This window comes from Thioclava sp. DLFJ4-1 (assembly GCF_002020145.1).
Classification (GTDB): Bacteria; Pseudomonadota; Alphaproteobacteria; order Rhodobacterales; family Rhodobacteraceae; genus Thioclava; species Thioclava sediminum.
The window spans coordinates 162,577-182,990 of sequence record NZ_MPZT01000006.1; the positions used below are offsets into that span (position 1 = coordinate 162,577).

The 20,414-nt window shown below is 62.8% G+C and carries 17 protein-coding genes; 9 read left to right on the top strand and 8 right to left on the bottom strand.

Annotated elements, in window-relative coordinates; translation table 11 throughout:
• Window positions 1-30: 30 nt before the first annotated feature.
• Both BMI85_RS18485 and BMI85_RS18490 read right to left on the bottom strand, forming a co-directional pair.
• Window positions 31-708: a DsbA family protein gene (locus BMI85_RS18485; protein WP_078602331.1), complete on the bottom strand. Its 678-nt coding sequence runs from the start codon at window positions 706-708 to the stop codon at window positions 31-33.
• Window positions 709-1,257, bottom strand: coding sequence for a DUF721 domain-containing protein (locus BMI85_RS18490; RefSeq protein ID WP_143595172.1), 549 nt, complete (start codon window positions 1,255-1,257; stop codon window positions 709-711). It abuts the gene before it with no gap.
• A gap of 84 nt (window positions 1,258-1,341) precedes the next feature.
• Between BMI85_RS18490 and mutY the strand changes: the two genes are divergently transcribed.
• Together mutY and BMI85_RS18500 are read left to right on the top strand one after the other, a co-directional pair.
• On the top strand, window positions 1,342-2,394 hold the full coding sequence (gene mutY, locus BMI85_RS18495; RefSeq protein WP_078602332.1) for an A/G-specific adenine glycosylase: 1,053 nt from the start codon (window positions 1,342-1,344) through the stop codon (window positions 2,392-2,394).
• A 58-nt stretch (window positions 2,395-2,452) separates the two neighbouring features.
• Entirely contained in the window at window positions 2,453-3,595 is a 1,143-nt protein-coding gene (locus tag BMI85_RS18500) for an alkane 1-monooxygenase (RefSeq protein ID WP_078602333.1), read from the top strand.
• Between the two features lie 66 nt (window positions 3,596-3,661).
• Here the strand turns inward: BMI85_RS18500 and BMI85_RS18505 are convergent, their stop codons facing one another.
• On the bottom strand, window positions 3,662-4,297 hold the full coding sequence (locus BMI85_RS18505; protein WP_078602334.1) for an alpha-ketoglutarate-dependent dioxygenase AlkB: 636 nt from the start codon (window positions 4,295-4,297) through the stop codon (window positions 3,662-3,664).
• Window positions 4,298-4,479: 182 nt separating this feature from the next.
• Here BMI85_RS18505 and dnaK point away from each other — a divergent pair, with 182 nt between their 5' ends.
• The 3 genes from dnaK to radC all read left to right on the top strand — a co-directional run bounded on the left by dnaK (window position 4,480) and on the right by radC (window position 8,490).
• Entirely contained in the window at window positions 4,480-6,396 is a 1,917-nt protein-coding gene (gene dnaK, locus BMI85_RS18510; RefSeq protein ID WP_078550926.1) for a molecular chaperone DnaK, read from the top strand.
• Between the two features lie 74 nt (window positions 6,397-6,470).
• Window positions 6,471-7,634 (top strand): molecular chaperone DnaJ, encoded by a 1,164-nt coding sequence (gene dnaJ, locus BMI85_RS18515; RefSeq protein ID WP_078570707.1) that lies wholly within the window; start codon window positions 6,471-6,473, stop codon window positions 7,632-7,634.
• A gap of 94 nt (window positions 7,635-7,728) precedes the next feature.
• Window positions 7,729-8,490: a DNA repair protein RadC gene (gene radC / locus BMI85_RS18520; RefSeq protein WP_078602507.1), complete on the top strand. Its 762-nt coding sequence runs from the start codon at window positions 7,729-7,731 to the stop codon at window positions 8,488-8,490.
• Here the strand turns inward: radC and BMI85_RS18525 are convergent.
• Both BMI85_RS18525 and secA read right to left on the bottom strand, forming a co-directional pair.
• Window positions 8,481-9,443 carry a hypothetical protein gene (locus BMI85_RS18525; protein WP_143595174.1) on the bottom strand — a complete coding sequence of 321 codons (963 nt, stop codon included), beginning with the start codon at window positions 9,441-9,443 and terminating at the stop codon, window positions 8,481-8,483. The genes radC and BMI85_RS18525 overlap by 10 nt on opposite strands.
• Before the next feature lie 234 nt (window positions 9,444-9,677).
• Window positions 9,678-12,389 (bottom strand): preprotein translocase subunit SecA, encoded by a 2,712-nt coding sequence (secA, locus tag BMI85_RS18530; RefSeq protein ID WP_078602336.1) that lies wholly within the window; start codon window positions 12,387-12,389, stop codon window positions 9,678-9,680.
• Window positions 12,390-12,570: 181 nt separating this feature from the next.
• Between secA and BMI85_RS18535 the strand changes: the two genes are divergently transcribed.
• From BMI85_RS18535 to BMI85_RS21785, 4 genes are all read left to right on the top strand, one after another.
• The gene (locus BMI85_RS18535) at window positions 12,571-13,485 is read left to right on the top strand and encodes a peptidylprolyl isomerase (protein ID WP_078541602.1); all 915 of its coding nucleotides are present in this window, start codon (window positions 12,571-12,573) and stop codon (window positions 13,483-13,485) included.
• A gap of 20 nt (window positions 13,486-13,505) precedes the next feature.
• Complete coding sequence (gene argJ / locus BMI85_RS18540) at window positions 13,506-14,885, top strand: bifunctional glutamate N-acetyltransferase/amino-acid acetyltransferase ArgJ (RefSeq protein WP_078602337.1); 1,380 nt, start codon at window positions 13,506-13,508, stop codon at window positions 14,883-14,885.
• Complete coding sequence (mutT, locus tag BMI85_RS18545) at window positions 14,882-15,280, top strand: 8-oxo-dGTP diphosphatase MutT (protein ID WP_078522238.1); 399 nt, start codon at window positions 14,882-14,884, stop codon at window positions 15,278-15,280. Before argJ ends, mutT begins: the two co-directional genes overlap by 4 nt.
• Window positions 15,281-15,412: 132 nt before the next feature.
• Window positions 15,413-15,541: a hypothetical protein gene (locus tag BMI85_RS21785; protein WP_256365680.1), complete on the top strand. Its 129-nt coding sequence runs from the start codon at window positions 15,413-15,415 to the stop codon at window positions 15,539-15,541.
• An 80-nt stretch (window positions 15,542-15,621) separates the two neighbouring features.
• Here BMI85_RS21785 and infB read toward each other — a convergent pair whose 3' ends face one another.
• Genes infB through nusA form a run of 3 tightly spaced genes read right to left on the bottom strand, consistent with a single transcriptional unit; the run spans window position 15,622 to window position 20,413 of the window.
• Window positions 15,622-18,138: a translation initiation factor IF-2 gene (gene infB, locus BMI85_RS18550; RefSeq protein WP_078602338.1), complete on the bottom strand. Its 2,517-nt coding sequence runs from the start codon at window positions 18,136-18,138 to the stop codon at window positions 15,622-15,624.
• On the bottom strand, window positions 18,135-18,764 hold the full coding sequence (locus BMI85_RS18555) for an RNA-binding protein (protein ID WP_078522236.1): 630 nt from the start codon (window positions 18,762-18,764) through the stop codon (window positions 18,135-18,137). The genes infB and BMI85_RS18555 overlap by 4 nt, the downstream gene beginning before the upstream one ends.
• 29 nt (window positions 18,765-18,793) lie before the next feature.
• Window positions 18,794-20,413, bottom strand: a complete 1,620-nt coding sequence (nusA, locus tag BMI85_RS18560) for a transcription termination factor NusA (protein WP_078522235.1) — start codon at window positions 20,411-20,413, stop codon at window positions 18,794-18,796.
• Between the last annotated feature and the right edge of the window lies 1 nt (window position 20,414).

The following is a 20,414-nucleotide window of genomic DNA, read 5'->3' on the forward strand; positions in this document are numbered from 1 at the left end:
GACCGGCCTTCTCAACATCTGTCGCCGGGATCAGTTGGCTTGCTTCGCCAGCTCGTCGTCGAGGATTTTCTTGAAGTCGTCCCAAGCCATGTTGGAATGCTTCTCGCCGTCGATGATGAAGGTCGGCGTCGCGTCGATCTTGTCGTCGCCCGCGTTCTTCTGGAAAGTCGCGACCATCCGCTCGGCGCGCTTCTCGTCGTTCATGCAGGCGGTGACCTGATCGTTGCTCAGCCCGGCCTGCAGGCCGATCTTGCGCAGGTTGTCCGCGATGGTCTGCGGCTTGCCGTCGCCGATCCAGTCCTTCTGCTTGTTATAAATCATGTCCGAGATCGCGTAATATTTCGGATCGCCACCGCATTGCGCGATCAGACCGGCCCAGACACCGAACTTGTCGAAATAGACCTCGCGCTGGATGAACTTCACCTTGCCGGTGTCGATGTAGTTCTTCTTCAGCTGCGGATACTCGACCTTGTGCCATTCGGCACAGTGCGGGCAGGTATAGGAGGCGTACTCGATCACGGTGACCGGCGCGTCTTCCTGACCCAGAACCACGTCGGGCAGAGTCTCGACATCTTTGCTCGCCGTTGCTTCCTGCGCTTGGGCCGCAGTGATCAGGCTCGCCTCGCTGTGTTGGCTGGCATACCAGCCGCCCGTCGCGAGAAGCCCCATGACAGCCACGCCGCCGAGGATCGAAAGAGTTTTGCTCATCTATCTGCCTTTCTTGTGTGCAGCCCGCTCTGCGGACTTCGATAGAACGTTTCTTGCCAGTTCTTCCAGCGCCGATTTGAGATCGGCATCGCCACAATCGGCCACCTGCGCCTTCGCCGCTTCGGCGACGCGGGGGTCCGGCTTGCGGGGTTCGGGTTTGGGTTTCGGTGCGAATTGCGCCTGACCTTCGGCAAAGCCGGTCGGCGCGGTCTGCGTCAAAGAGATGCGCGAGATCGCGTTATAGCCGTAGCAGGCATTCACCTTGTCGCGGATTTGCGGCAACTGCATCTGCAGCATCGGCGCCGCCGCTCCGGTCGTCAAAAGAGTAAGGGTCGCGCCGAAGCCGCCTTTGGTGTAGCCGATCTTCACCGGGCGGCATTGCGCGGCCGTCTCAGGCCCCACCACTTCCGCCCAATGGGTCAGCAGGCGCGAGACCGCAAAACCGCGCGCTTCACCCGCGGCGCGGATACGGTTACGCAGCAGCCCGCCCGCGGCTTCAAAGCCACGCATCCGCCGCGAAGGCGTCTTTTGCGGGTCGCTTTTTTTCATTCGTGGGCGGTTCCTCTTGATCCATCCCATTCTAGGAAGCACATCGGGCCGGGCCAACCGGTCGGCAAGAGGGGAGCATAAACATTGCGTGACGGTAAAGGGGCAATCGGCGAAACCCTGCTCACCTGGTACGATACACATGCCCGCGTCATGCCGTGGCGCGTGTCGCCTGCGGATCGTGCAGAGGGCGAACGGCCCGATCCCTATCGCGTTTGGCTGTCCGAAGTGATGCTGCAGCAGACCACGGTCGCCGCCGTGCGGGACTATTTCCGCCGCTTCACCGAGCGCTGGCCCGATGTGGGTGCACTCGCGGCAGCCGAGGATGGCGACGTGATGGCCGAATGGGCCGGGCTTGGCTATTACGCCCGCGCCCGCAACCTGCTGAAATGCGCGCGTGTCGTGGCGGGTGAGCTGGACGGGCGCTTCCCCGAGACGGCGGCAGAGCTGCAAAAGCTGCCCGGCATCGGCCCCTACACCTCCGCCGCGATCGCCGCCATCGCCTATGACGAGCCGGTCGCCGTGGTCGACGGCAATGTGGAGCGCGTCGTCTCGCGCCTTTTCTCGGTCGACACGCCGCTGCCCGGCGCGAAGGCGGAGCTGACCGAATTGACGGCACAGATCACGCCCGAGGACCGACCCGGAGATTTCGCGCAGGCGATGATGGATCTGGGCGCGACGATCTGCACACCACGCAATCCGGCCTGCGGGATTTGCCCGCTCATTGATGCCTGCACCGCCCGCGCTGCCGGGATCGCCGAGACGCTCCCACGCAAGGCTCCGAAAAAGGAAAAGCCCACCCGCCGTGGCTTCGCCTATGTCGTAACGAACGGCCAAGGCGACGTGCTGCTGGAGCGCCGCCCCGACAAGGGGCTTCTGGGCGGCACGCTGGGCTTTCCCGGCTCGGATTGGTCCGAGGCGCCGACACCCGCCCCGCCGATGCAGGCCGACTGGACGCTCTCTCCGGTCGAGGTGCGCCATACCTTCACCCATTTCCACCTGATCCTGCAGGTCCACGTCACCCGCACCGAGACCGACGCCATGACCTCGCGCGCCGATTTCCGGCCCAGCGATCTGCCCACGCTGATGCGCAAAGTCTGGGATGCCGCCCAAAGCGCCGAATGGCCGCAACCCGAGTGATTGTATCGGGTTAGCGTTCGGCTAGTATGACCGCGCCCGCATCGCTCACGAGGCTCCGATGTCCAGCCGCGACGAAATCCGCCGCCCCTCTCACGCCCTGCCCTTCTGGCTGTCTCTCGGCACCGTGCCGCTGGCGGGGATCGAGGCGTGGTTCGGCGGTTGGACCCTGATCTTGCTGCCCGCCTATGCGTGGTGGCTGACGACGGTGCTCGACCAGCTTCTGGGGCGCAACGAGGATCAGCCCGACACCGAAACGCCCGAAGCCGAGCTGTTCTGGTATCGCGCGATCACGCTGGTCTGGTTCCCGATTCAGGCGGCCGTGATCTTCGGCGCGATCTGGTGGGTGACGCATACGACCCATCTAAATGGGTTCGAGATCGTCGCCCTGATGTTCGGCGTGGGCGTGATATCGGGCACGATCGGCATCGTCTATGCCCACGAGCTGCTACATCAGAAAAGCCAGCTGGAGCGCTGGCTGGGCGATCTGCTGCTGGCGAGCGTCCTCTACTCCCATTTCCGGACCGAGCATCTCCTGGTCCATCACCTCTGGGTCGGCACGCCGCGCGATGCGGTCTCGGCGCGCTATAACGAAGGGTTTCACCGCTTCTTCTGGCGGGTGATTTTTGAATGCCCCCGTTCCGCCTGGAAGGCCGAGAAACTGAAACTGAGCCGCGCGGGCCGCCCGGTCTGGCACCGCTCCAACCCGTTCTGGCGCTACGGCGCATTGCAGGCGCTGGCGCTGATCGTGGCGGCACTCCTCGGCGGATGGATGGGGCTCGGCCTGTTCCTGCTGCAGGCGCTCTTCGCGGTCTGGCAACTGGAGCTGACCAACTATGTCGAGCATTACGGCCTGACCCGGCAATACAAGGGCGAAGGGCGCTATGAGCATGTCCTGCCCCGCCATAGCTGGAACGCCGATCACACGGCCTCGAACTGGCTGCTGATCAACCTGCAGCGCCATTCGGATCACCATTACAAGCCCGACCGCCGCTTCCCGCTCCTGCAGACCTACGATGCCGAGGAAGCCCCGCAGCTGCCCTTCGGCTATCCCGGCATGACGGCGCTCGCGATGATCCCGCCGCTCTGGCGGCGCCGGATGAACCCGCGCGTGCGGGCGTGGCGGCGGAAATACTACCCGGATGTCGAGGACTGGACGCCCTATAACAAGGGCACGACGCCGCTGCCGCGCGGCTCTTTCTGACCAGCCCCTTCCTCTTGGCAAAAATATCCCCGCCGGAGGCTCCCGCAGATGCCGCCAGAACAGGCGTCAGGTCACGACGCGCATCGTCAGGTTGATCCGCCCGCCCTTCGGCATCAGCGGCGAGGTGCCGGGCTTCACGCGGTCGATGCCATGATAAAGCAGCCGCGCCTCGCCCCCCATCACCATCACATCGCCCGAGTGCAGCCAGATGCTTTCGGTCTTGCCACCGCGCGTCTTGTTCCCGATGCGAAACAGCCCGTCATCGCCCAGCGAGACCGAGACCACGGGCTGATCGAAATCCTGCTCGTCGCGGTCCTGATGCATGCCCATCTTCGCGCTTTCACCGTAGAAATTGATGAGACAGCATTCGGGGGCGCGGCTCGTGCCCGAGACCGCCTCCCAGATATCGAGGATCGGCTGCGGAATTGCGGGCCAGGGCTGACCGTCGGGATGGGTCTCCGAATAGCGGTAGCCGCGTCGGTCGGAGATCCAGCCGAACCGCCCGGCCGACGTCATGCGCACCGACATCGGCTTGCCGTAGGGTGTCATCGGCGAGAATAGCGGCGCCTGCGCCACGACACCGCGCAGCGTCTCGATCAGCGCCTTCTGCTCGTCGAGGTCCAGCCAGCCGGGATAATGGCGGAAGCCGCGAATCTCCTGCGGATCGGGCCGAGATGTTGCGTGTTTCGGATTTTCTGTCATTTTCTCACCCTCTTCCTCGGGGGAGCCTTCTTGCAGCCCGATTTTCCCCTCCTTATATACGCTTCGAAGCCGAAGGCGGCTCACACCGCCAGATAGCAGAACATGAAACCGAAACCCAAGGGATAGGGGCCGGGGGCCTGAATGGACCCGTTCCCCGTCATATCGCCAAGAGAGGTAACATCATGGGTAAAGTCATTGGTATCGACCTCGGGACTACGAACTCCTGCGTCGCCATCATGGATGGCGCACAGCCCCGAGTGATTGAAAACTCCGAAGGGGCGCGCACCACCCCCTCGATCGTCGCCTATACGGACGACGAACGTCTGGTCGGCCAGCCGGCGAAACGTCAGGCGGTCACCAACCCCTCGAACACCGTTTTCGCTGTTAAGCGTCTGATCGGTCGCCGCACCACCGATGCGGAAGTCGAGAAGGACAAGAAACTCGTCCCCTACAACATTGTCGACGGCGGCAATGGCGACGCATGGGTCGAAGTGAAGGGCGACAAGTACTCCCCGGCTCAGGTTTCGGCCGTGATTCTTCAGAAGATGAAGGAAACCGCCGAGAGCTATCTGGGTGAGGAAGTCACGCAGGCCGTCATTACCGTGCCCGCCTACTTCAACGACGCTCAGCGTCAGGCCACCAAAGACGCCGGCAAGATCGCCGGTCTCGAAGTGTTGCGCATCATCAACGAGCCGACCGCGGCTGCGCTGGCCTATGGCCTCGACAAGAAAGAATCGAAAACCATCGCGGTCTATGACCTTGGCGGCGGTACCTTCGACATCACCATCCTCGAGATCGACGACGGTCTCTTCGAAGTGAAATCGACCAACGGCGACACGTTCCTCGGCGGTGAAGACTTCGACATGCGCATCGTCAACTACCTCGCTGACGAGTTCAAAAAAGAGCATGGCGTCGACCTGACCAAGGACAAGATGGCGCTGCAGCGTCTGAAGGAAGCTGCCGAGAAAGCGAAGATCGAGCTGTCGAGCTCGAGCCAGACCGAGATCAACCAGCCCTTCATCTCGATGGGCAAGGACGGCACGCCGCTGCACATGGTCATGAAGCTGACCCGTGCGAAGCTGGAAAGCCTCGTGGGCGATCTCATCAAGGCTTCGCTGAAGCCCTGCGCCGCCGCGCTCAAGGATGCGGGCGTCTCCAAGGACGAGATCGACGAAGTCGTGCTCGTCGGCGGTATGACCCGTATGCCGAAAGTCGTGGAGGAAGTGACCGGCTTCTTCGGCAAAGAGCCGCATAAGGGTGTGAACCCGGATGAGGTCGTGGCGCTCGGTGCGGCCATTCAGGCCGGCGTTCTGCAAGGTGACGTGAAAGACGTCGTCCTGCTCGACGTGACCCCGCTGTCGCTCGGCATCGAGACGCTGGGTGGCGTGTTCACCCGCCTGATCGATCGCAACACGACGATCCCGACGAAGAAGAGCCAGGTGTTCTCCACCGCGGAAGACAACCAGAACGCAGTGACGATCCGGGTTTTCCAAGGTGAGCGCGAGATGGCTGCCGACAACAAGATGCTCGGCATGTTCAACCTCGAGGACATCCCGCCGGCCCCGCGCGGCATGCCGCAGATCGAAGTGACCTTCGACATCGACGCCAACGGCATCGTGTCCGTTTCGGCGAAGGACAAGGGCACCGGCAAGGAGCAGAAGATCACGATCCAGGCGTCCGGCGGTTTGACCGATGACGAGATCGAGAAAATGGTTCAGGACGCCGAGGCGAATGCCGACGCGGACAAGTCCCGCAAGGAACTGGTCGAAACCAAGAACCAGGGCGAATCGCTCCTGCACTCGACCCGCAAGTCGCTTGAAGATCACGGCGACAAGGTCGATGCCTCGACCGTCGAAGCGATCGAACTGGCGGCCAACGCGCTTGAGGAAGCCCTCAAGACCGAGGAAGCCGGCAAGATCAAAGGCGCGATCCAGAACCTGACGGATGCGGCGATGAAACTCGGCGAGGCCATCTACAAGGCTGAGCAGGAGAAAGCCGGTCAGGGCGAGAGCTCGAACGACGAAGACAGCCCGCGCGATGTCGATGAAGATATCGTCGACGCTGACTTCGAAGATCTGGGCGAGGACGAGCGCAAGTAATTGCGCATGGAATGTCGGGCGGGCCTGCCTTTTCTAAGGGCGGGCCCGCCTGCGTTCCGCCAAGGGGGTAACCAATGGCAAAACGCGACTATTACGACGTTCTGGGAACTGCCAAAGGCGCCTCGGCCGAAGAGATCAAGAAAGCCTATCGCAAGAAGGCGAAAGAGCTTCATCCCGATCGCAATTCCGACAATCCCGATGCCGAGGCCCAGTTCAAGGAAGTGAACGAGGCTTATGACGTCCTCAAGGACGCCGAGAAGAAAGCCGCTTACGACCGGTTCGGTCACGCGGCGTTCGAAGGCGGCATGGGCGGCGGGCGTCCGGGCGGCGGCTACGGCGGCGCGGGCGGTCAGGGCGACTTCGCCTCGGCCTTCTCCGACGTCTTCGAAGACCTGTTCGGTGATTTCATGGGCGGCGGCAGAGCCGGTCCCGGCGGTGGGCGTTCGCGCGCACAGCGGGGCTCCGATCTGCGCTACAACATGCGCGTCACGCTCGAAGAGGCGTATCGCGGCACCCACAAGACGATCAACGTGCCGAGCTCGGCCGCCTGTACCGAGTGTAACGGCTCCGGTGCGGAAGGCGGCTCCGAGCCGCAGACTTGTCCGACCTGTTCGGGTCTGGGCAAGGTGCGCGCGCAGAACGGCTTCTTCACGGTCGAGCGGACCTGCCCGACCTGTGGTGGCCAGGGTCAGGTGGTGAAGAACCCCTGCAAGGTCTGCCATGGTGCAGGCCGCGTGGAGGTCGATCGCCAGCTTCAGGTCAACATCCCTCCGGGGGTCGAGACCGGCACCCGCATCCGTCACGCCGGCGAAGGCGAGGCGGGGCTGCGCGGTGGTCCGTCGGGCGATCTCTACATCTTCATCGAGGTCCAGCCGCACGCGATCTTCGAACGCGAAGGCACCGATCTGCATTGCCGCGTGCCCGTCAGCATGGCGACCGCAGCCCTTGGGGGCGAGGTCGAAGTGCCGACGATAGATGGCGGCCGAAGCCGTGTGAAAATCCCGGCCGGCAGCCAATCGGGTCGGCAGATGCGCCTGCGTGGCAAAGGGATGCCCGCGCTGCGCGGCGGCGGGGCCGGCGACATGTTCATCGAACTGGCCGTCGAAACCCCGGTGAACCTGACCGCACGGCAGAAGGAAATCCTCAAGGAGTTCCAGGGGATCGAAGCCGAGAACAACCCGGAAGGCGCGAGTTTCTTCAAGAAAGTCAAAAGCTTCTGGGATGGCATGACCCAGTGATCATTTGGAAAAGGCGCCTTCGGGCGCCTTTTTTCTTGTCCGGCTCGCAATCGATTAAGGCTTTCTTCAATCCGAATCGTTCATGGTCTGTTTCATGGACCAGATGCCCCATCATATGCAGGAGCCTCCGCTGCCGTTGTTCAACGGCGGCACCGCGATCCGTCCGCCGCCGGGCGCGTCCAAGCCGTCCTATCTGTTCGATCATCGACAACGGCTGCGCACGCGGTTCATGGAAGGCGGCGCGCAGGCCCTGCCCGATTACGAACTGCTCGAACTGGTGCTGTTTCGCGCGATCCCGCGGCAGGACGTCAAACCTCTCGCCCGTCGCCTGATCGAAACCTTCGGCGATTTCGGGCGGGTGGTCTCTGCCCCGCCTCACCGCCTGCGCCAAGTGACCGGCGTGGGCGAGGCCGTGGTGATCGAGTTGAAGCTGGTAGAGGCCTCGGCGCAAAGGCTCGCACGCTCGAAGGTGATGCATCGGCCGGTGCTCAGCTCGTGGCAGGCGCTTGTCGATTACTGTCACATGGCGATGTCCCATGCCGAGACGGAGCAGTTTCGCCTGCTGCTGCTGGACCGGAAGAACGCCCTGATTGCGGATGAGGAACAGGGCCGCGGCACGGTCGACCACGTGCCGGTCTATCCGCGCGAGGTGATGAAGCGCGCGCTGGAGGCCAATGCCTCAGCGCTGATTCTGGTACACAACCACCCCTCGGGCGACCCGACCCCGTCGGAGGCGGATATCGCCCTCACACGGCAGATCGACGAGGCGGCGAAGCTCTTCGGCATCGTGCTGCACGATCACCTGATCCTCGGTAAGGACTGCGAGATCAGCCTGCGGTCGGAGGGTTACTTTTGAGCGGTCAGGCCCTGAGATTCGAACCCATCAAGCGGCAAAACCACCGTGCCGCCATCGGAGGGGCAAGCGGGTAGGTCGAGGGTGATCGGCATCGCTGCGGTCCCGGTGCCATGCATCCGCATCAACCGGCCGCCGACCGGTTTGCCGCAATCTTCGGAGGACAACGTCGCCTCGAGTTGCAGCTTGAGCGCGGTAAGCGTCTTGGGAGCGGTATAGATTTCGATGCGCTTGCCATCTGCGGAGGTGAAGCTTTGCATATAGCCGCCCAGCGAGGTGTCCGGCGTGCGCGGCTTAGTCACGTCGAGATGGCCCGCATCGTCGAACTGCGCACCGTTCTCATAGGCGTTCAGATGCAACGGGCTTTGTCCATCGGTCACCCAGATCGCGCGGTTGATCTTATCGAGCCCCGACGCCGCGGCCTCGACCTGCGCGATCGTCGATCCACCGGTGGTGACTTCCAGCGACGTCGTCGGCGCGAGCAAAGGCAGAATAGCCGAGAAAGCCCCCGACTTATCGGTCTGCCCGGCGATCGAGAGCGACGCATCGCGGATCGTCAGTTTCGTATCGGGGTGGCACGGCGCATTCAGCTCCAGCTTGGTCAGCCCATCGCCTGCGGGGGTGACCGACAGGACGGCGTGCCCGCAATCGGCAGCGCCGGTTTTCAACGGCATCGGTTGCGGAAGCGAAGAGGTGAACTGGTCGCCGGATGTGCGCACCGTCGCAGGCACGATGCCGACGCCGGAATCCGTCGCGAAATGATAGACGGGAGGATTGCGAAGAACGGTTTTCGAAATGAGCTGAACCCGCGGTTCCTCGCGCGGCTCGACCCGATTTCTCCAAGTCTCGCGACTGACCGAGCTCGCCACCAAAGACGCACCGAGTTGCGGACGCGGACCCACGCTTTGCATCACATGACCGGTCGCGGCGGCGAGCAGGAACGTCGCTCCGATCATGGATATCTTGCGAATGGTGCGCATCGCCGCCTCGAACTGGGGTCTGTCTTAGAAAACTGCTTAATAATTTTCTAATGACCGAAAGCGGCGAAGCTGCGGCGCGAATTGGGAAATCGCGCCCTTCACGCGGCTGGCGTGGGGGGTGGAGCTGCCAAGAGAGTCAATGACTCCAACAAGATATGGAAAAGGCGGCCGAAGCCGCCTCAACTTTGCCACATTCGCGTCAGAGTTGTGTCAAACCAATTGCCCGTGGCAATGCTTGAACTTCTTGCCCGACCCGCAGGGGCAAGGATCGTTGCGCGACGGCTCGCCCCAAGTTGCCGGATTCGTCTCGTCGAATCCCGGAAGCGGCTCGCCCACCACCTCGACCTCGGGCATCGCCTCGGTCGGGGCTTCCGCCGACGCTTCGGTCGGTGCGGGCTGCTGCTGTTGCGCCTGCATCATCTGCGCCTGCTCTTCTTCGGTGAGCGGACGGATACGGGCCAGCTGCTGCGTCACGTCCGAGCGCAGGCTGTCGAGCATGATCTCGAACAGCTGGAAGCCCTCGGTCTTGAATTCCGACAGCGGATCGCGCTGCGCATAGCCGCGGAAACCGATGGTCTGGCGCAGCTGATCGAGCGTGACCAGATGCTCGCGCCATTTCGCGTCGATGATCTGCAGCAGGACCTGCTTTTCAATCATCTGCATCGTGTCGGCGCCGAACGCCTCGGCCTTCTCGGCCATCAGCGTATCAGTCGCTTCCTCGAGTCGCTCGGCGACGACTTCCTGATCGACGCCCTCTTCCTCGGCCCATTCCGCAAGCGGCACGTCGAGGTTCAGCTGTTCGATCACCTCTTGATGCATGCCTTCGACATCCCATTGATCGGCATAGGATTTCGGCGGCATGAAGCGGTCCACGAGGTCCTCGATCACCTGAACGCGCATGTCGCGGGTGATCTCGCCGACCTCTTCGGTTTCCATGATTTCGCGACGCTGCGAGAAGACCGCTTTCCGCTGGTCGTTCATCACGTCATCGAATTTCAGAAGCTGCTTACGAATGTCGAAGTTGCGGCCCTCGACCTTCGCCTGCGCGCGCTCGAGCGACTTGTTCACCCACGGGTGGACGATTGCTTCGCCCTCTTTCATGCCCAGCTTGGACAAGACCGAATCGAGCTTGTCGGAGCCGAAGATCCGCATCAGGTCGTCTTCCAGCGAGAGGAAGAACAGCGAGCGGCCCGGGTCGCCCTGACGGCCCGAACGGCCGCGCAGCTGGTTGTCGATGCGGCGGCTTTCGTGGCGCTCGGTCGCGAGAACGAACAGGCCGCCCGCTTCCAGAACTTTCGCTTTTTCCTCAGCGGTCGCCGCGTCGATCCGTTTGCGAACCTCTTCGGGATCGGCGTCGGGATTCGCCGCGAGTTCGTCCTGCACGCGCATCTCGACGTTGCCGCCAAGCTGAATGTCGGTGCCGCGGCCTGCCATGTTGGTCGCGATGGTCACCGCGCCCAGACGACCGGCCTCGGCGACGATGGTCGCTTCCTGCTCGTGCTGGCGGGCGTTCAGGACGTTGTGCTTGATGCCAGCCTTCTTGAGCATGTCCGAGAGCATCTCGGACTTCTCGATCGAGGTGGTGCCGACGAGCATCGGCTGGCCCTTCTCGTTGGCTTTCTTGATCGCCTCGACGACGGCGTCGTATTTCTCCTGCGCGGTGCGATAGACGCGGTCGTGTTCGTCTTTCCGCGCGATCGGGCGGTTGGTCGGGATCTCGACCACGCCGAGCGAATAGATCTCGGCGAATTCCTCGGCCTCGGTGGCCGCGGTGCCGGTCATGCCGCCGAGCTTGTCGTAGAGGCGGAAGTAGTTCTGGAAGGTGACCGAAGCCAGCGTCACGTTCTCGGGCTGAATGTCGACGCCTTCCTTGGCTTCGATCGCCTGATGCAGACCTTCCGAGAGGCGGCGGCCCTTCATCATGCGGCCGGTGAATTCGTCGATCAGCACGACCTCGCCCGATTGCACGACGTAGTTCTGATCCTTGAAGAACAGCTTATGGGCGCGCAGGGCCTGGTTGACGTGGTGCACGATGGTCGTGCTTTCCGGATCGTAGAGCGACTGACCCTCGGGGAGCACGCCCGCCTCCAGCAGGAGGTTCTCGAGGAAGTCGTTGCCCTCTTCGGTGAAGGTCGCGGTGCGGGCCTTCTCGTCGATGGTGTAATGCTCTTCGCTCAGGCTCGGGATGAACTTGTCGAGCGTGATATACAGCTCCGAGCGGTCGTCGGACGGGCCCGAGATGATCAGCGGCGTGCGTGCCTCGTCGATCAGGATCGAGTCGACCTCGTCGATGATCGCGTAGAAATGGCCGCGCTGCATCATCTGGTCGACCGACGTCTTCATGTTGTCGCGCAAATAATCGAAGCCAAGCTCGTTATTCGTCGAATAGGTGATGTCGGCGGCGTAGGCCTGCTTCTTCTCGGGCTCGGCCTGGAAGGGCACGACGACGCCGGTGGTCAGACCCAGCGCGCCATAGACCTTGCTCATCCATTCCGCGTCACGCCGTGCGAGGTAGTCGTTCACGGTGACGACATGCACGCCCTTGCCGGCGAGCGCATTCAGATAGGCCGGGAAGGTCGCGACGAGGGTTTTCCCTTCGCCCGTCTTCATCTCGGCGATATTGCCCTGATGCAGGAAGATGCCGCCGACGAGCTGCACGTCGAAGGCCCGCAGGCCGAGTGCACGCTTCGCGGCTTCGCGACAGTTGGCGAAGGCTTCGGGCAGGATCTTGTCGAGGCTCTCGCCGTCTTCCTGCACGCGGTGCTGGAAGTCGCGGGTCTTCTCGATGATCTGTTCGTCGGAGAGGGCTGCGAACTCCTCCTCCAGCGCGTTGATCTTGGCCACCAGCGGGCGCACCGATTTCACCTTACGATCATTCGACGTGCCGAAGACCTTCTTCGCGAGTGTTCCGATGCCGAGCATGTAATCTCCGAGGGTAGCTGACCAGATCGTTATTCCCTGTGCCTTGTCGCATAGGGTTTGCTTGCCTAGAAGAGCTAGCGAAACAAGGCCGAAATGGCTCTTACAGGCCCTAGGCGATGTAAGGGGCGGCTGCCAGACTGTCAACGCCGCCTAGAGACGCGGCAGAAAGGAAGTGGCAAGGATGCCGAATCTGACGAAACTGTTCGCGAGCGTCGCGATCTGCGCAATGACTGCCGGGATCGCACAGGCCGATGACGCGAAAGTGCCTGCCGCCGCTGCGGATGCCGCGAAATCGGAAACCGCCGCCAAGCCGCGCACCGACCTGAGCGCCGACACCGTGGTCGCCACCGTGAACGGTCAGGATATCACGCTGGGCATGATGCAAACGGTACGCGACGGCCTGCCCGCGCAATACCAGCAGCTGCCCGATGACAAGCTGTTCCAAGGCGTCCTGGAGCAGCTGATCCAGCAGACCGCGCTCGCCCAGCTCGAAGAGAAGCGCATCACCCAGCGCGACAAGATCGCTCTCGAAGTGCAGAAGCGCGCGTATCTCTCGGGTGCGATGCTGAACTACACCGCTGACAAGGCCGTGACCGACGACGCCGTGCAGAAAGCCTATGACGCGAAATACGCCAAGGCCGAGCCGACCAAGGAATATCACGCGGCCCATATCATCGTGAAAACCAAGGAAGAGGCCGAAAAGATCAAGAAAGAGATCGATAACGGCGGCGACTTCGCAGAACTGGCGAAGAAGAACTCGACCGATGGTGCGGCGGCGAATGGCGGCGATCTGGGCTGGTTCAAGCTCGACGCGATGGTCAAGCCCTTCGCGGATGAGGTTGCAGGCATGAAGGACGGCGAAGTCGCCGGTCCGATCCAGACCCAGTACGGCTGGCATGTCGTGAAGCTGCTCGGCACGAAGATGGTCGACGCGCCGAAACTGGCCGATGTGCGCAAGAAGCTCGAAGGCGATATTCGCCAAGAGGCTGTCCAAAAACGCGTAAAGGCTGTTGTGGGCGAAGCCAAAATCGACAAGATGACCGACGGGATTGATCCGAGCGTTCTGAAAGATCAATCCATCTTGGGTAGCAACTGATCGATCAAAAGGCGGGCGCGATGGCGAAGAAAAAGTCGAAGGACACCAAGGAGTTGAAGACCAAGGTCAAGAAGCTCCGCGCCAAGGTTAAGGCGCTGAAGTCCGACCTTTCCGCCGCGCCCGCCCCTGCCGCTTCTGCGGCGCAAACAAAGGCGAAATCGGTGACGATTTCGCCGCTCGCCCCCGCGAAATTTCCCGATCTTCCGGAAATCGCGGGGGTCGAATTCGCCTCCGCCGCGGCGGGGGTCAAATATGCCGGCCGTACCGATGTGATGCTGGCGCGTGTCACGCCGGGATCGTCGATCGCTGGCGTTTTCACCACCTCGTCCACCCGCGCGGCCTGCGTTCTCGATTGTCAGGAAAAGCTCGCGATGCGCGCGCCTGCCGAGACGGGTGCCGCGATCATCGTCAACTCCGGCAACGCCAACGCCTTCACCGGTAAAAGCGGTCAGGAGAGTGTCGACAAGGTGACCGGTGCGGTGGCTCAGGCGCTCGACATGCCGATCAGCCGTGTGTTCTCGTCCTCCACCGGCGTCATTGGCGAGCCGCTTCCGCATGACAAGATCGTCGCGGTGCTCGACAGCCTGACGCAGCGCCTCTCCCCTGCCGGGATCGAGGATGCCGCGCGCGCGATCATGACGACCGATACCTATCCCAAAGGCGCTTTTGCCGAAGTTCAGGGCGAAGGCGGCAAGATCAAGATCGCCGGGATCGCGAAAGGCTCGGGGATGATCGCGCCGAATATGGCGACGATGCTGGTCTATATCTTCACCGATGCGAAAATCACGCCGGCGCGGCTGCAGAAGATGCTGTCGCGTCAGGTCGACGACACGTTCAACGCGATCACCGTGGACAGCGACACCTCGACCTCGGATGCGCTGATCGTCGCGGCGACCGGGAAATCCGACGCCGCCGAGATCGCCGATCTGCGCTCGGAGCCTGCGAAGGCGTTTGAGGCCGGGCTGCGCGAGGTGATGATGGATCTCGCGCATCAAGTCGTCAAAGACGGCGAAGGGGCCACCAAATTCGTCGAAATCCGCGTGACGCGGGCGCGCTCGAACGAGGACGCGCATAAGATCGCGATGTCGATTGCGAATTCGCCGCTGGTGAAGACCGCGATTGCGGGCGAGGACGCGAATTGGGGCCGCGTGGTCGCGGCTGTCGGTAAATCCGGAGCCGAGGCCGATCGCGACAAGCTCAAGATTTCCTTCGGGGACATGGTGGTGGCCGAGAAAGGCTGGCGCGTGCCGGATTACTCCGAAGAGGCCGCGAGCGCCTATATGAAGAACGACGAGCTCGTGATCGGCGTCGATCTCGGCCTTGGCCGCGCCTCGAAATCGGTCTGGACCTGCGATCTGACCCACCGCTACATCGACATTAACGCGGATTATCGTTCGTGAAGATGGTTCTGGTATCCGCCGTCGCCCTGATCGACGCCGACGGGCGCGTGCTTCTGGCACAGCGCCCCGAGGGCAAGTCGATGGCAGGTCTGTGGGAGTTTCCCGGCGGCAAGGTGGAGGCGGGCGAGACGCCCGAGGCCGCGCTGATCCGCGAGCTAGACGAGGAGCTGGGCATCCAGACCCATCAGAGCTGCCTCGCACCTCTGACCTTCGCCAGCCACGCCTATGACGACTTCCACCTGCTGATGCCGCTGTTCGCTTGCCGCAAATGGGAAGGGATCGTCAGCCCGCAAGAGGGGCAGACCCTCGCCTGGGCGCGGGCGCGTGATCTGCGCGACTACGAGATGCCGCCGGCGGATATCCCCCTGATCCCGATCCTGCGCGATTGGCTCTGATCGGGGTTACTGCGCGGTTAACCTTTGTGATCTTTTTTCCCACCTCTCGCGTCTAACGCGAAGGGCAGACCGTTTCCATTTGTCGTTCCTTAAGACCTTGCGCTTCTAATGAGCGCTCAAGGGAGGAACCTCATGCTCAGAACCATTCAGATCGGCAGCAGCGTCTTCGTTCAGGGAGTTTACGAACGGACGCTGGATTGCGGGCGCATCCTCGTGCGTGTCGGCGATGCGCTCTTTGCCGGGCGTCCCGTCAATCGCTGATGCAGCCGGATGACAGTCACAGATGCAAAACGGGGGCCCGAAGGCCCCCGTTTCTATATTCGTAACTCGGTCCCGAAGGATCATAGCGTCCGCTCGACCTCTTCGCGCTCGAAGATCTCGATGACATCGCCGGGGCGGATATCGTCGTATCTTTCGAAGGCCATGCCGCATTCCTGACCGGAGGGCACTTCCTTGACCTCGTCCTTGAAGCGCTTGAGCGTCTTCAGCGTGCCTTCGTGGATCACCACATTGTCGCGCAGAAGGCGGACGCCAGCCGAACGACGGGCCACGCCCTCGGTGACGATACAACCCGCGACCTTGCCGACGCCGGTGACCTTGAACACTTCCTTGATCTCGGCATAGCCGATGAAGTGCTCGCGGATCTCGGCCGACAGGAGGCCCGAAGCGGCGGCTTTGATGTCGTCCACCAGATCATAGATGATCGAGTAGTAGCGGATCTCGACGCCCTTCTGGTTCGCGGCGTTGCGCGCAGGCGCATTGGCACGAACGTTGAAGCCGATGACCGGCGCGTTGGACGCCTCGGCCAGCGTGATGTCGGATTCGGTGATTGCACCGACGCCCGAATGCAGCACGCGCACGCGCACCTCTTCGTTGCCGACCTTCTCGAGCGCCTGAACGATCGCTTCCGCCGAGCCCTGCACGTCGGCCTTCACCAGCACGGGCAGTTCGGTGACGCTTTCGTCGGCCTTGGCTTTCGCCATCAGCTGCTCCAGCGTCGTCGCGGCACCGGCAGCGGCGCGTTTGTCCTTCGCGGCCTGCTCGCGGTATTCGGCGATCTCGCGGGCCTGCGCCTCGGTCTCGACGACGTTGAGAACGTCGCCAGCCTCGGGCGTGCCGTTGATGCCAAGCACCTCGACAGGAACCGACGGACCGGCCTCATCGACGCGGTCGCCCTTGTCGTTGATCAGCGCGCGGACTTTACCCCACTGCTCGCCGACGACGAAGATGTCGCCTTTGCGCAGCGTGCCGTTCTGCACCAGAACCGTCGCGACCGGACCACGGCCCACGTCGAGCTTGGCTTCGATCACCGCACCTTGCGCGGCGCGATCGGGGTTGGCCTTGAGTTCGAGCAGTTCGGCCTGAAGCGCGATGGCTTCGAGCAGCTGATCGAGACCCTTGCCGGTCTTGGCCGAAACTTCCACGTCCTGCACGTCACCCGACATCTCTTCGACGACGACTTCGTGCTGCAGAAGCTGGGTGCGGACCTTCTGGGCATCCGCATCGGGCTTGTCGCATTTGTTGATCGCGACGATCATCGGAACGCCAGCGGCCTTCGAGTGATTGATCGCTTCGATCGTCTGCGGCATCACCGAGTCATCGGCTGCCACCACGAGCACCACGATATCGGTGACATTGGCACCGCGGGCACGCATCGAGGTAAAGGCCGCGTGGCCGGGCGTGTCCAGGAAGGACAGGGTCGCCCCGCTCTCGGTCTGCACCTGATAGGCGCCGATATGCTGCGTGATCCCGCCAGCCTCGCCGGAGACGACGTTCGCCTTGCGGATCGCGTCGAGCAGCGAGGTCTTGCCGTGGTCGACGTGACCCATGATCGTGACGATCGGCGGACGCGGCTGAAGATCTTCTTCTTTGTCGTCGACCTGATCGATGACCTGTTCGACATCCGCATCCGAGACGCGCACGGACCGGTGACCGAATTCCTCGATCACGAGTTCTGCGGTATCGGCGTCGAGCGTCTGGTTCGCGGTGACCATCATGCCCATCTTCATGAGCGTTTTGACCACGTCGGCTGCGCGCTCTGCCATACGGTTGGCGAGCTCCGACACGATGATCGTCTCGGGAAGCTGCACTTCGCGCGACTGCTTTTCAGCACGCTGCGAGCCGCCCATCGCCTTCTGACGGGCCTTCTCCTGCTTGCGCTTCATCGCAGCAAGCGAGCGCTGGCGGCCTTCGCCACCCGAAAGCGCATCGCTCAGCGAGAGCTTGCCCGAACGGCGGTTGCCGCGGTCGTTGCCCTTGTTGTTGCGATCGTTGCGCGTGTCACGCTCACGATCCGTCTTGCGCGGACCCGAAGCGGACACACCCTTGGTCTCGGCGCGGGCGGCAGCAACCTCCACGGCAGCCTGATCGACCGGCGCATCTTTCTTCGGTCCGCCCTTGCGGATCTCTTCTTTCTTCTTGTCGCGAAGTTCGGCCTCGCGCTTCTTGCGCTCGTCCTCTTCAGCCTTGGCTTTCAGGGCCGCTTCGCGTTCACGCTCCTCGCGCTCCTTGGCCTCAGCCTCGGCGCGACGACGCTCACGTTCTTCTTCGCGGGCTTTTTCCTCGGCCTCGCGGGCGGCGGCCTCTTCGACCTCACGCGCCTTCGCGGCCTGAAGCGCCTTCAGGCGACGCTCCATCTCGGCGTCGGAAATCCCGGCGGGGCGCTTCGACGGATCGCCAAGGGAAGTTTTGTTACCCCCTCCCTTACCAGCGCCTGCCGCCGGTTTGTTCAGCACCCGCTTCTTGCCTTTCGTCTCGACCACGACGTTCTTGGTGCGCCCGTGCGAGAAGCTTTGCTTCACCTGCCCGGGGCGCCCGCCGCCCAGTCCGAGAGTCTTTTTGCCGTCCGTATCGCTCATGCCGTCTTCGTATCCTTCATGGCGGTCTTGCCGCCGTCCTGCTTGCGTACGCCCGCAAGCCTCGATGCGTCTTCAATTACGCGCCGGGTGAGGCCACCGGCTGCAAGCGCGCCGTGTATCGCACGATCGCGGCCGAATGCCAAACCCAATTCCTGAGAGGTGAGGCAGCCGAACCAGCGCCCGCCTTCGGGCGTCCACAGCTTGCCCTTGCCCCTGTCCGAGCCGTCGCTTGCCTGTAGCAGCACTTTCGCGCGCCCCTCGGCCAGCCAGCCCTTGACCTTTTCGAAGCCGACAACCGCTTTGCCGGCCTTCCGCTCCAGAGAAATAAGCTCCACAACGCGAGAGGCAAGGGCCAGTTCCACCAATTCCACCAGATTTTCTGGGGTTTTGGCCGCCTGCTTCGCTGCGCGAGCAAACAATCCCTTTTTCATCGCCGTCTCAATGACGCTGCGTTCGGAGGTGACCCAGATGCCGCGGCCGGGCAGCTTGCCTGCCACGTCCGGATAGATCATCCCATCGGGTCCGAGCACGAAGCGGACAAGCCCCGCCTTCGGCTGAACATCGCCGGTGACGATGCAGCGCCGTTCGGGGTCGTCGTTGGTTTTCGGCTTTCCGCCGCGACTCATCTAAGCTCCTCTCCGGTCGGGACCGAGGCTTACGCCTCGGCCTCCTCCTCGGTTTCCTCTTCGCCTTCGTCTTCCGCGTCGCTTTCCAGCTCGGACGGATCGACCCAGCCTAGCTGAATACGCGCGGTCATGATCAGGTTCTGCGCCTCTTCGAGGCTCACGTCGAATTTCTCGAGCAGACCGTCATCCTTCACGCGCTGACCGTCGACCGTGGTCCAGCCACCGGCCAGTTCCCAGTCGGCGCAGGTCGCGAAATCTTCCAGCGTCTTGACGTCATCTTTCGCGAGCGCCTCGATCATCTGCGGGGTCAGGCCTTCGAAGTCGAACAGCGACTGCTCGACGCCCATTTCCTTCGCCGCTTCCAGCGCCTTGCGGTTCTGCTCTTCGATCACGTCGCGGGCACGGGCCTGCAGTTCGCCTGCGGTGTCCTCGTCCACGCCTTCGATCGACAGCAGCTCGTCCATGTCGACATAGGCCACTTCCTCGAGCGAGGTAAAGCCCTCGGCCACGAGCAGCTGCGCGAAGAACTCGTCGAGGTCCAGCGCGTCGACGAACAGCTTGGTGCGCTCGGCGAACTCGGCCTGACGGCGCGCCGATTCCTCGGCTTCGGTCAGGATGTCGATGTCGAGACCGGTCAGCTGCGAAGCCAGACGCACGTTCTGACCGCGACGGCCGATGGCGAGCGACAGTTGCTCGTCCGGGACCACGACTTCGATCTTCTGCGCTTCCTCGTCGATCACCACTTTCGACACTTCGGCCGGCTGCAGCGCGTTCACGAGGAAGGTCGCCTGATCTTCGTTCCACGGGATGATGTCGATCTTCTCGCCCTGAAGCTCGCCGACGACGGCCTGCACGCGCGAACCGCGCATACCGACACAGGCGCCGACCGGGTCGATCGAGTTGTCATAGGAGATGACGCCGATCTTCGCGCGCGAACCGGGATCGCGGGCCACGGCCTTGATCTCGATGATGCCGTCGTAGATTTCCGGCACTTCCATCTTGAACAGCTCGGCCATGAATTCCGGCGCGGTGCGGCTGAGGAAGATCTGCGGGCCACGGGTCTCGCGGCGCACGTCTTTCACATAGGCACGGATGCGGTCGTTCGGGCGATAGCTCTCGCGGCCAATCTTCTCGTTGCGGCGCAGGATCGCTTCGCCACGGCCCACATCGACGATGATATTGCCGTATTCCTCGCGCTTGACGATGCCATTGATGATCGTGCCCACGCGGTCTTTGAACTCTTCGTACTGGCGATCACGCTCGGCTTCGCGGACCTTCTGCAGGATGACCTGCTTGGCTGATTGCGCGGCGATGCGGCCCAGATCGACCGGCGGCACCTCGTCGACGATCTGATCGCCGACCGAGGGGTTGTCGAGATACTGCTTCGCCTGCTCGACGGTCAGCTCGGCCTGATAGTTCTCCAGCTCTTCGTCTTCGACGACGGTGCGGACACGGGTGAAGGTCGCCTTGCCGGTCTTGCGATCGATCGAGACGCGGATGTCCATCTCCGCGCCGTAACGCGACTTCGCCGCGCGCGCGAGGCTTTCTTCCATCGCCTGGATCACCAGATCCGGGTCGATCATCTTTTCGCGCGCCACCGCCTCGGCGGTCTGCAGAAGCTCAAGCTGGTTGGCTGCCGTGATGGCCATC

Bases quoted from the DNA above. Each gene is read 5' to 3' on its own strand.
- BMI85_RS18485 (WP_078602331.1), bottom strand. From the start codon at position 708: ATGAGCAAAACTCTTTCGATCCTCGGCGGCGTGGCTGTCATGGGGCTT.
- BMI85_RS18490 (WP_143595172.1), bottom strand. From the start codon at position 1,257: ATGAAAAAAAGCGACCCGCAAAAGACGCCTTCGCGGCGGATGCGTGGC.
- BMI85_RS18500 (WP_078602333.1), top strand. From the start codon at position 2,453: ATGTCCAGCCGCGACGAAATCCGCCGCCCCTCTCACGCCCTGCCCTTC.
- BMI85_RS18505 (WP_078602334.1), bottom strand. From the start codon at position 4,297: ATGACAGAAAATCCGAAACACGCAACATCTCGGCCCGATCCGCAGGAG.
- dnaK (WP_078550926.1), top strand. From the start codon at position 4,480: ATGGGTAAAGTCATTGGTATCGACCTCGGGACTACGAACTCCTGCGTC.
- dnaJ (WP_078570707.1), top strand. From the start codon at position 6,471: ATGGCAAAACGCGACTATTACGACGTTCTGGGAACTGCCAAAGGCGCC.
- radC (WP_078602507.1), top strand. From the start codon at position 7,729: ATGGACCAGATGCCCCATCATATGCAGGAGCCTCCGCTGCCGTTGTTC.
- BMI85_RS18525 (WP_143595174.1), bottom strand. From the start codon at position 9,443: ATGATCGGAGCGACGTTCCTGCTCGCCGCCGCGACCGGTCATGTGATG.
- secA (WP_078602336.1), bottom strand. From the start codon at position 12,389: ATGCTCGGCATCGGAACACTCGCGAAGAAGGTCTTCGGCACGTCGAAT.
- BMI85_RS18535 (WP_078541602.1), top strand. From the start codon at position 12,571: ATGCCGAATCTGACGAAACTGTTCGCGAGCGTCGCGATCTGCGCAATG.
- argJ (WP_078602337.1), top strand. From the start codon at position 13,506: ATGGCGAAGAAAAAGTCGAAGGACACCAAGGAGTTGAAGACCAAGGTC.
- BMI85_RS21785 (WP_256365680.1), top strand. From the start codon at position 15,413: ATGCTCAGAACCATTCAGATCGGCAGCAGCGTCTTCGTTCAGGGAGTT.
- infB (WP_078602338.1), bottom strand. From the start codon at position 18,138: ATGAGCGATACGGACGGCAAAAAGACTCTCGGACTGGGCGGCGGGCGC.
- BMI85_RS18555 (WP_078522236.1), bottom strand. From the start codon at position 18,764: ATGAGTCGCGGCGGAAAGCCGAAAACCAACGACGACCCCGAACGGCGC.
- nusA (WP_078522235.1), bottom strand. From the start codon at position 20,413: ATGGCCATCACGGCAGCCAACCAGCTTGAGCTTCTGCAGACCGCCGAG.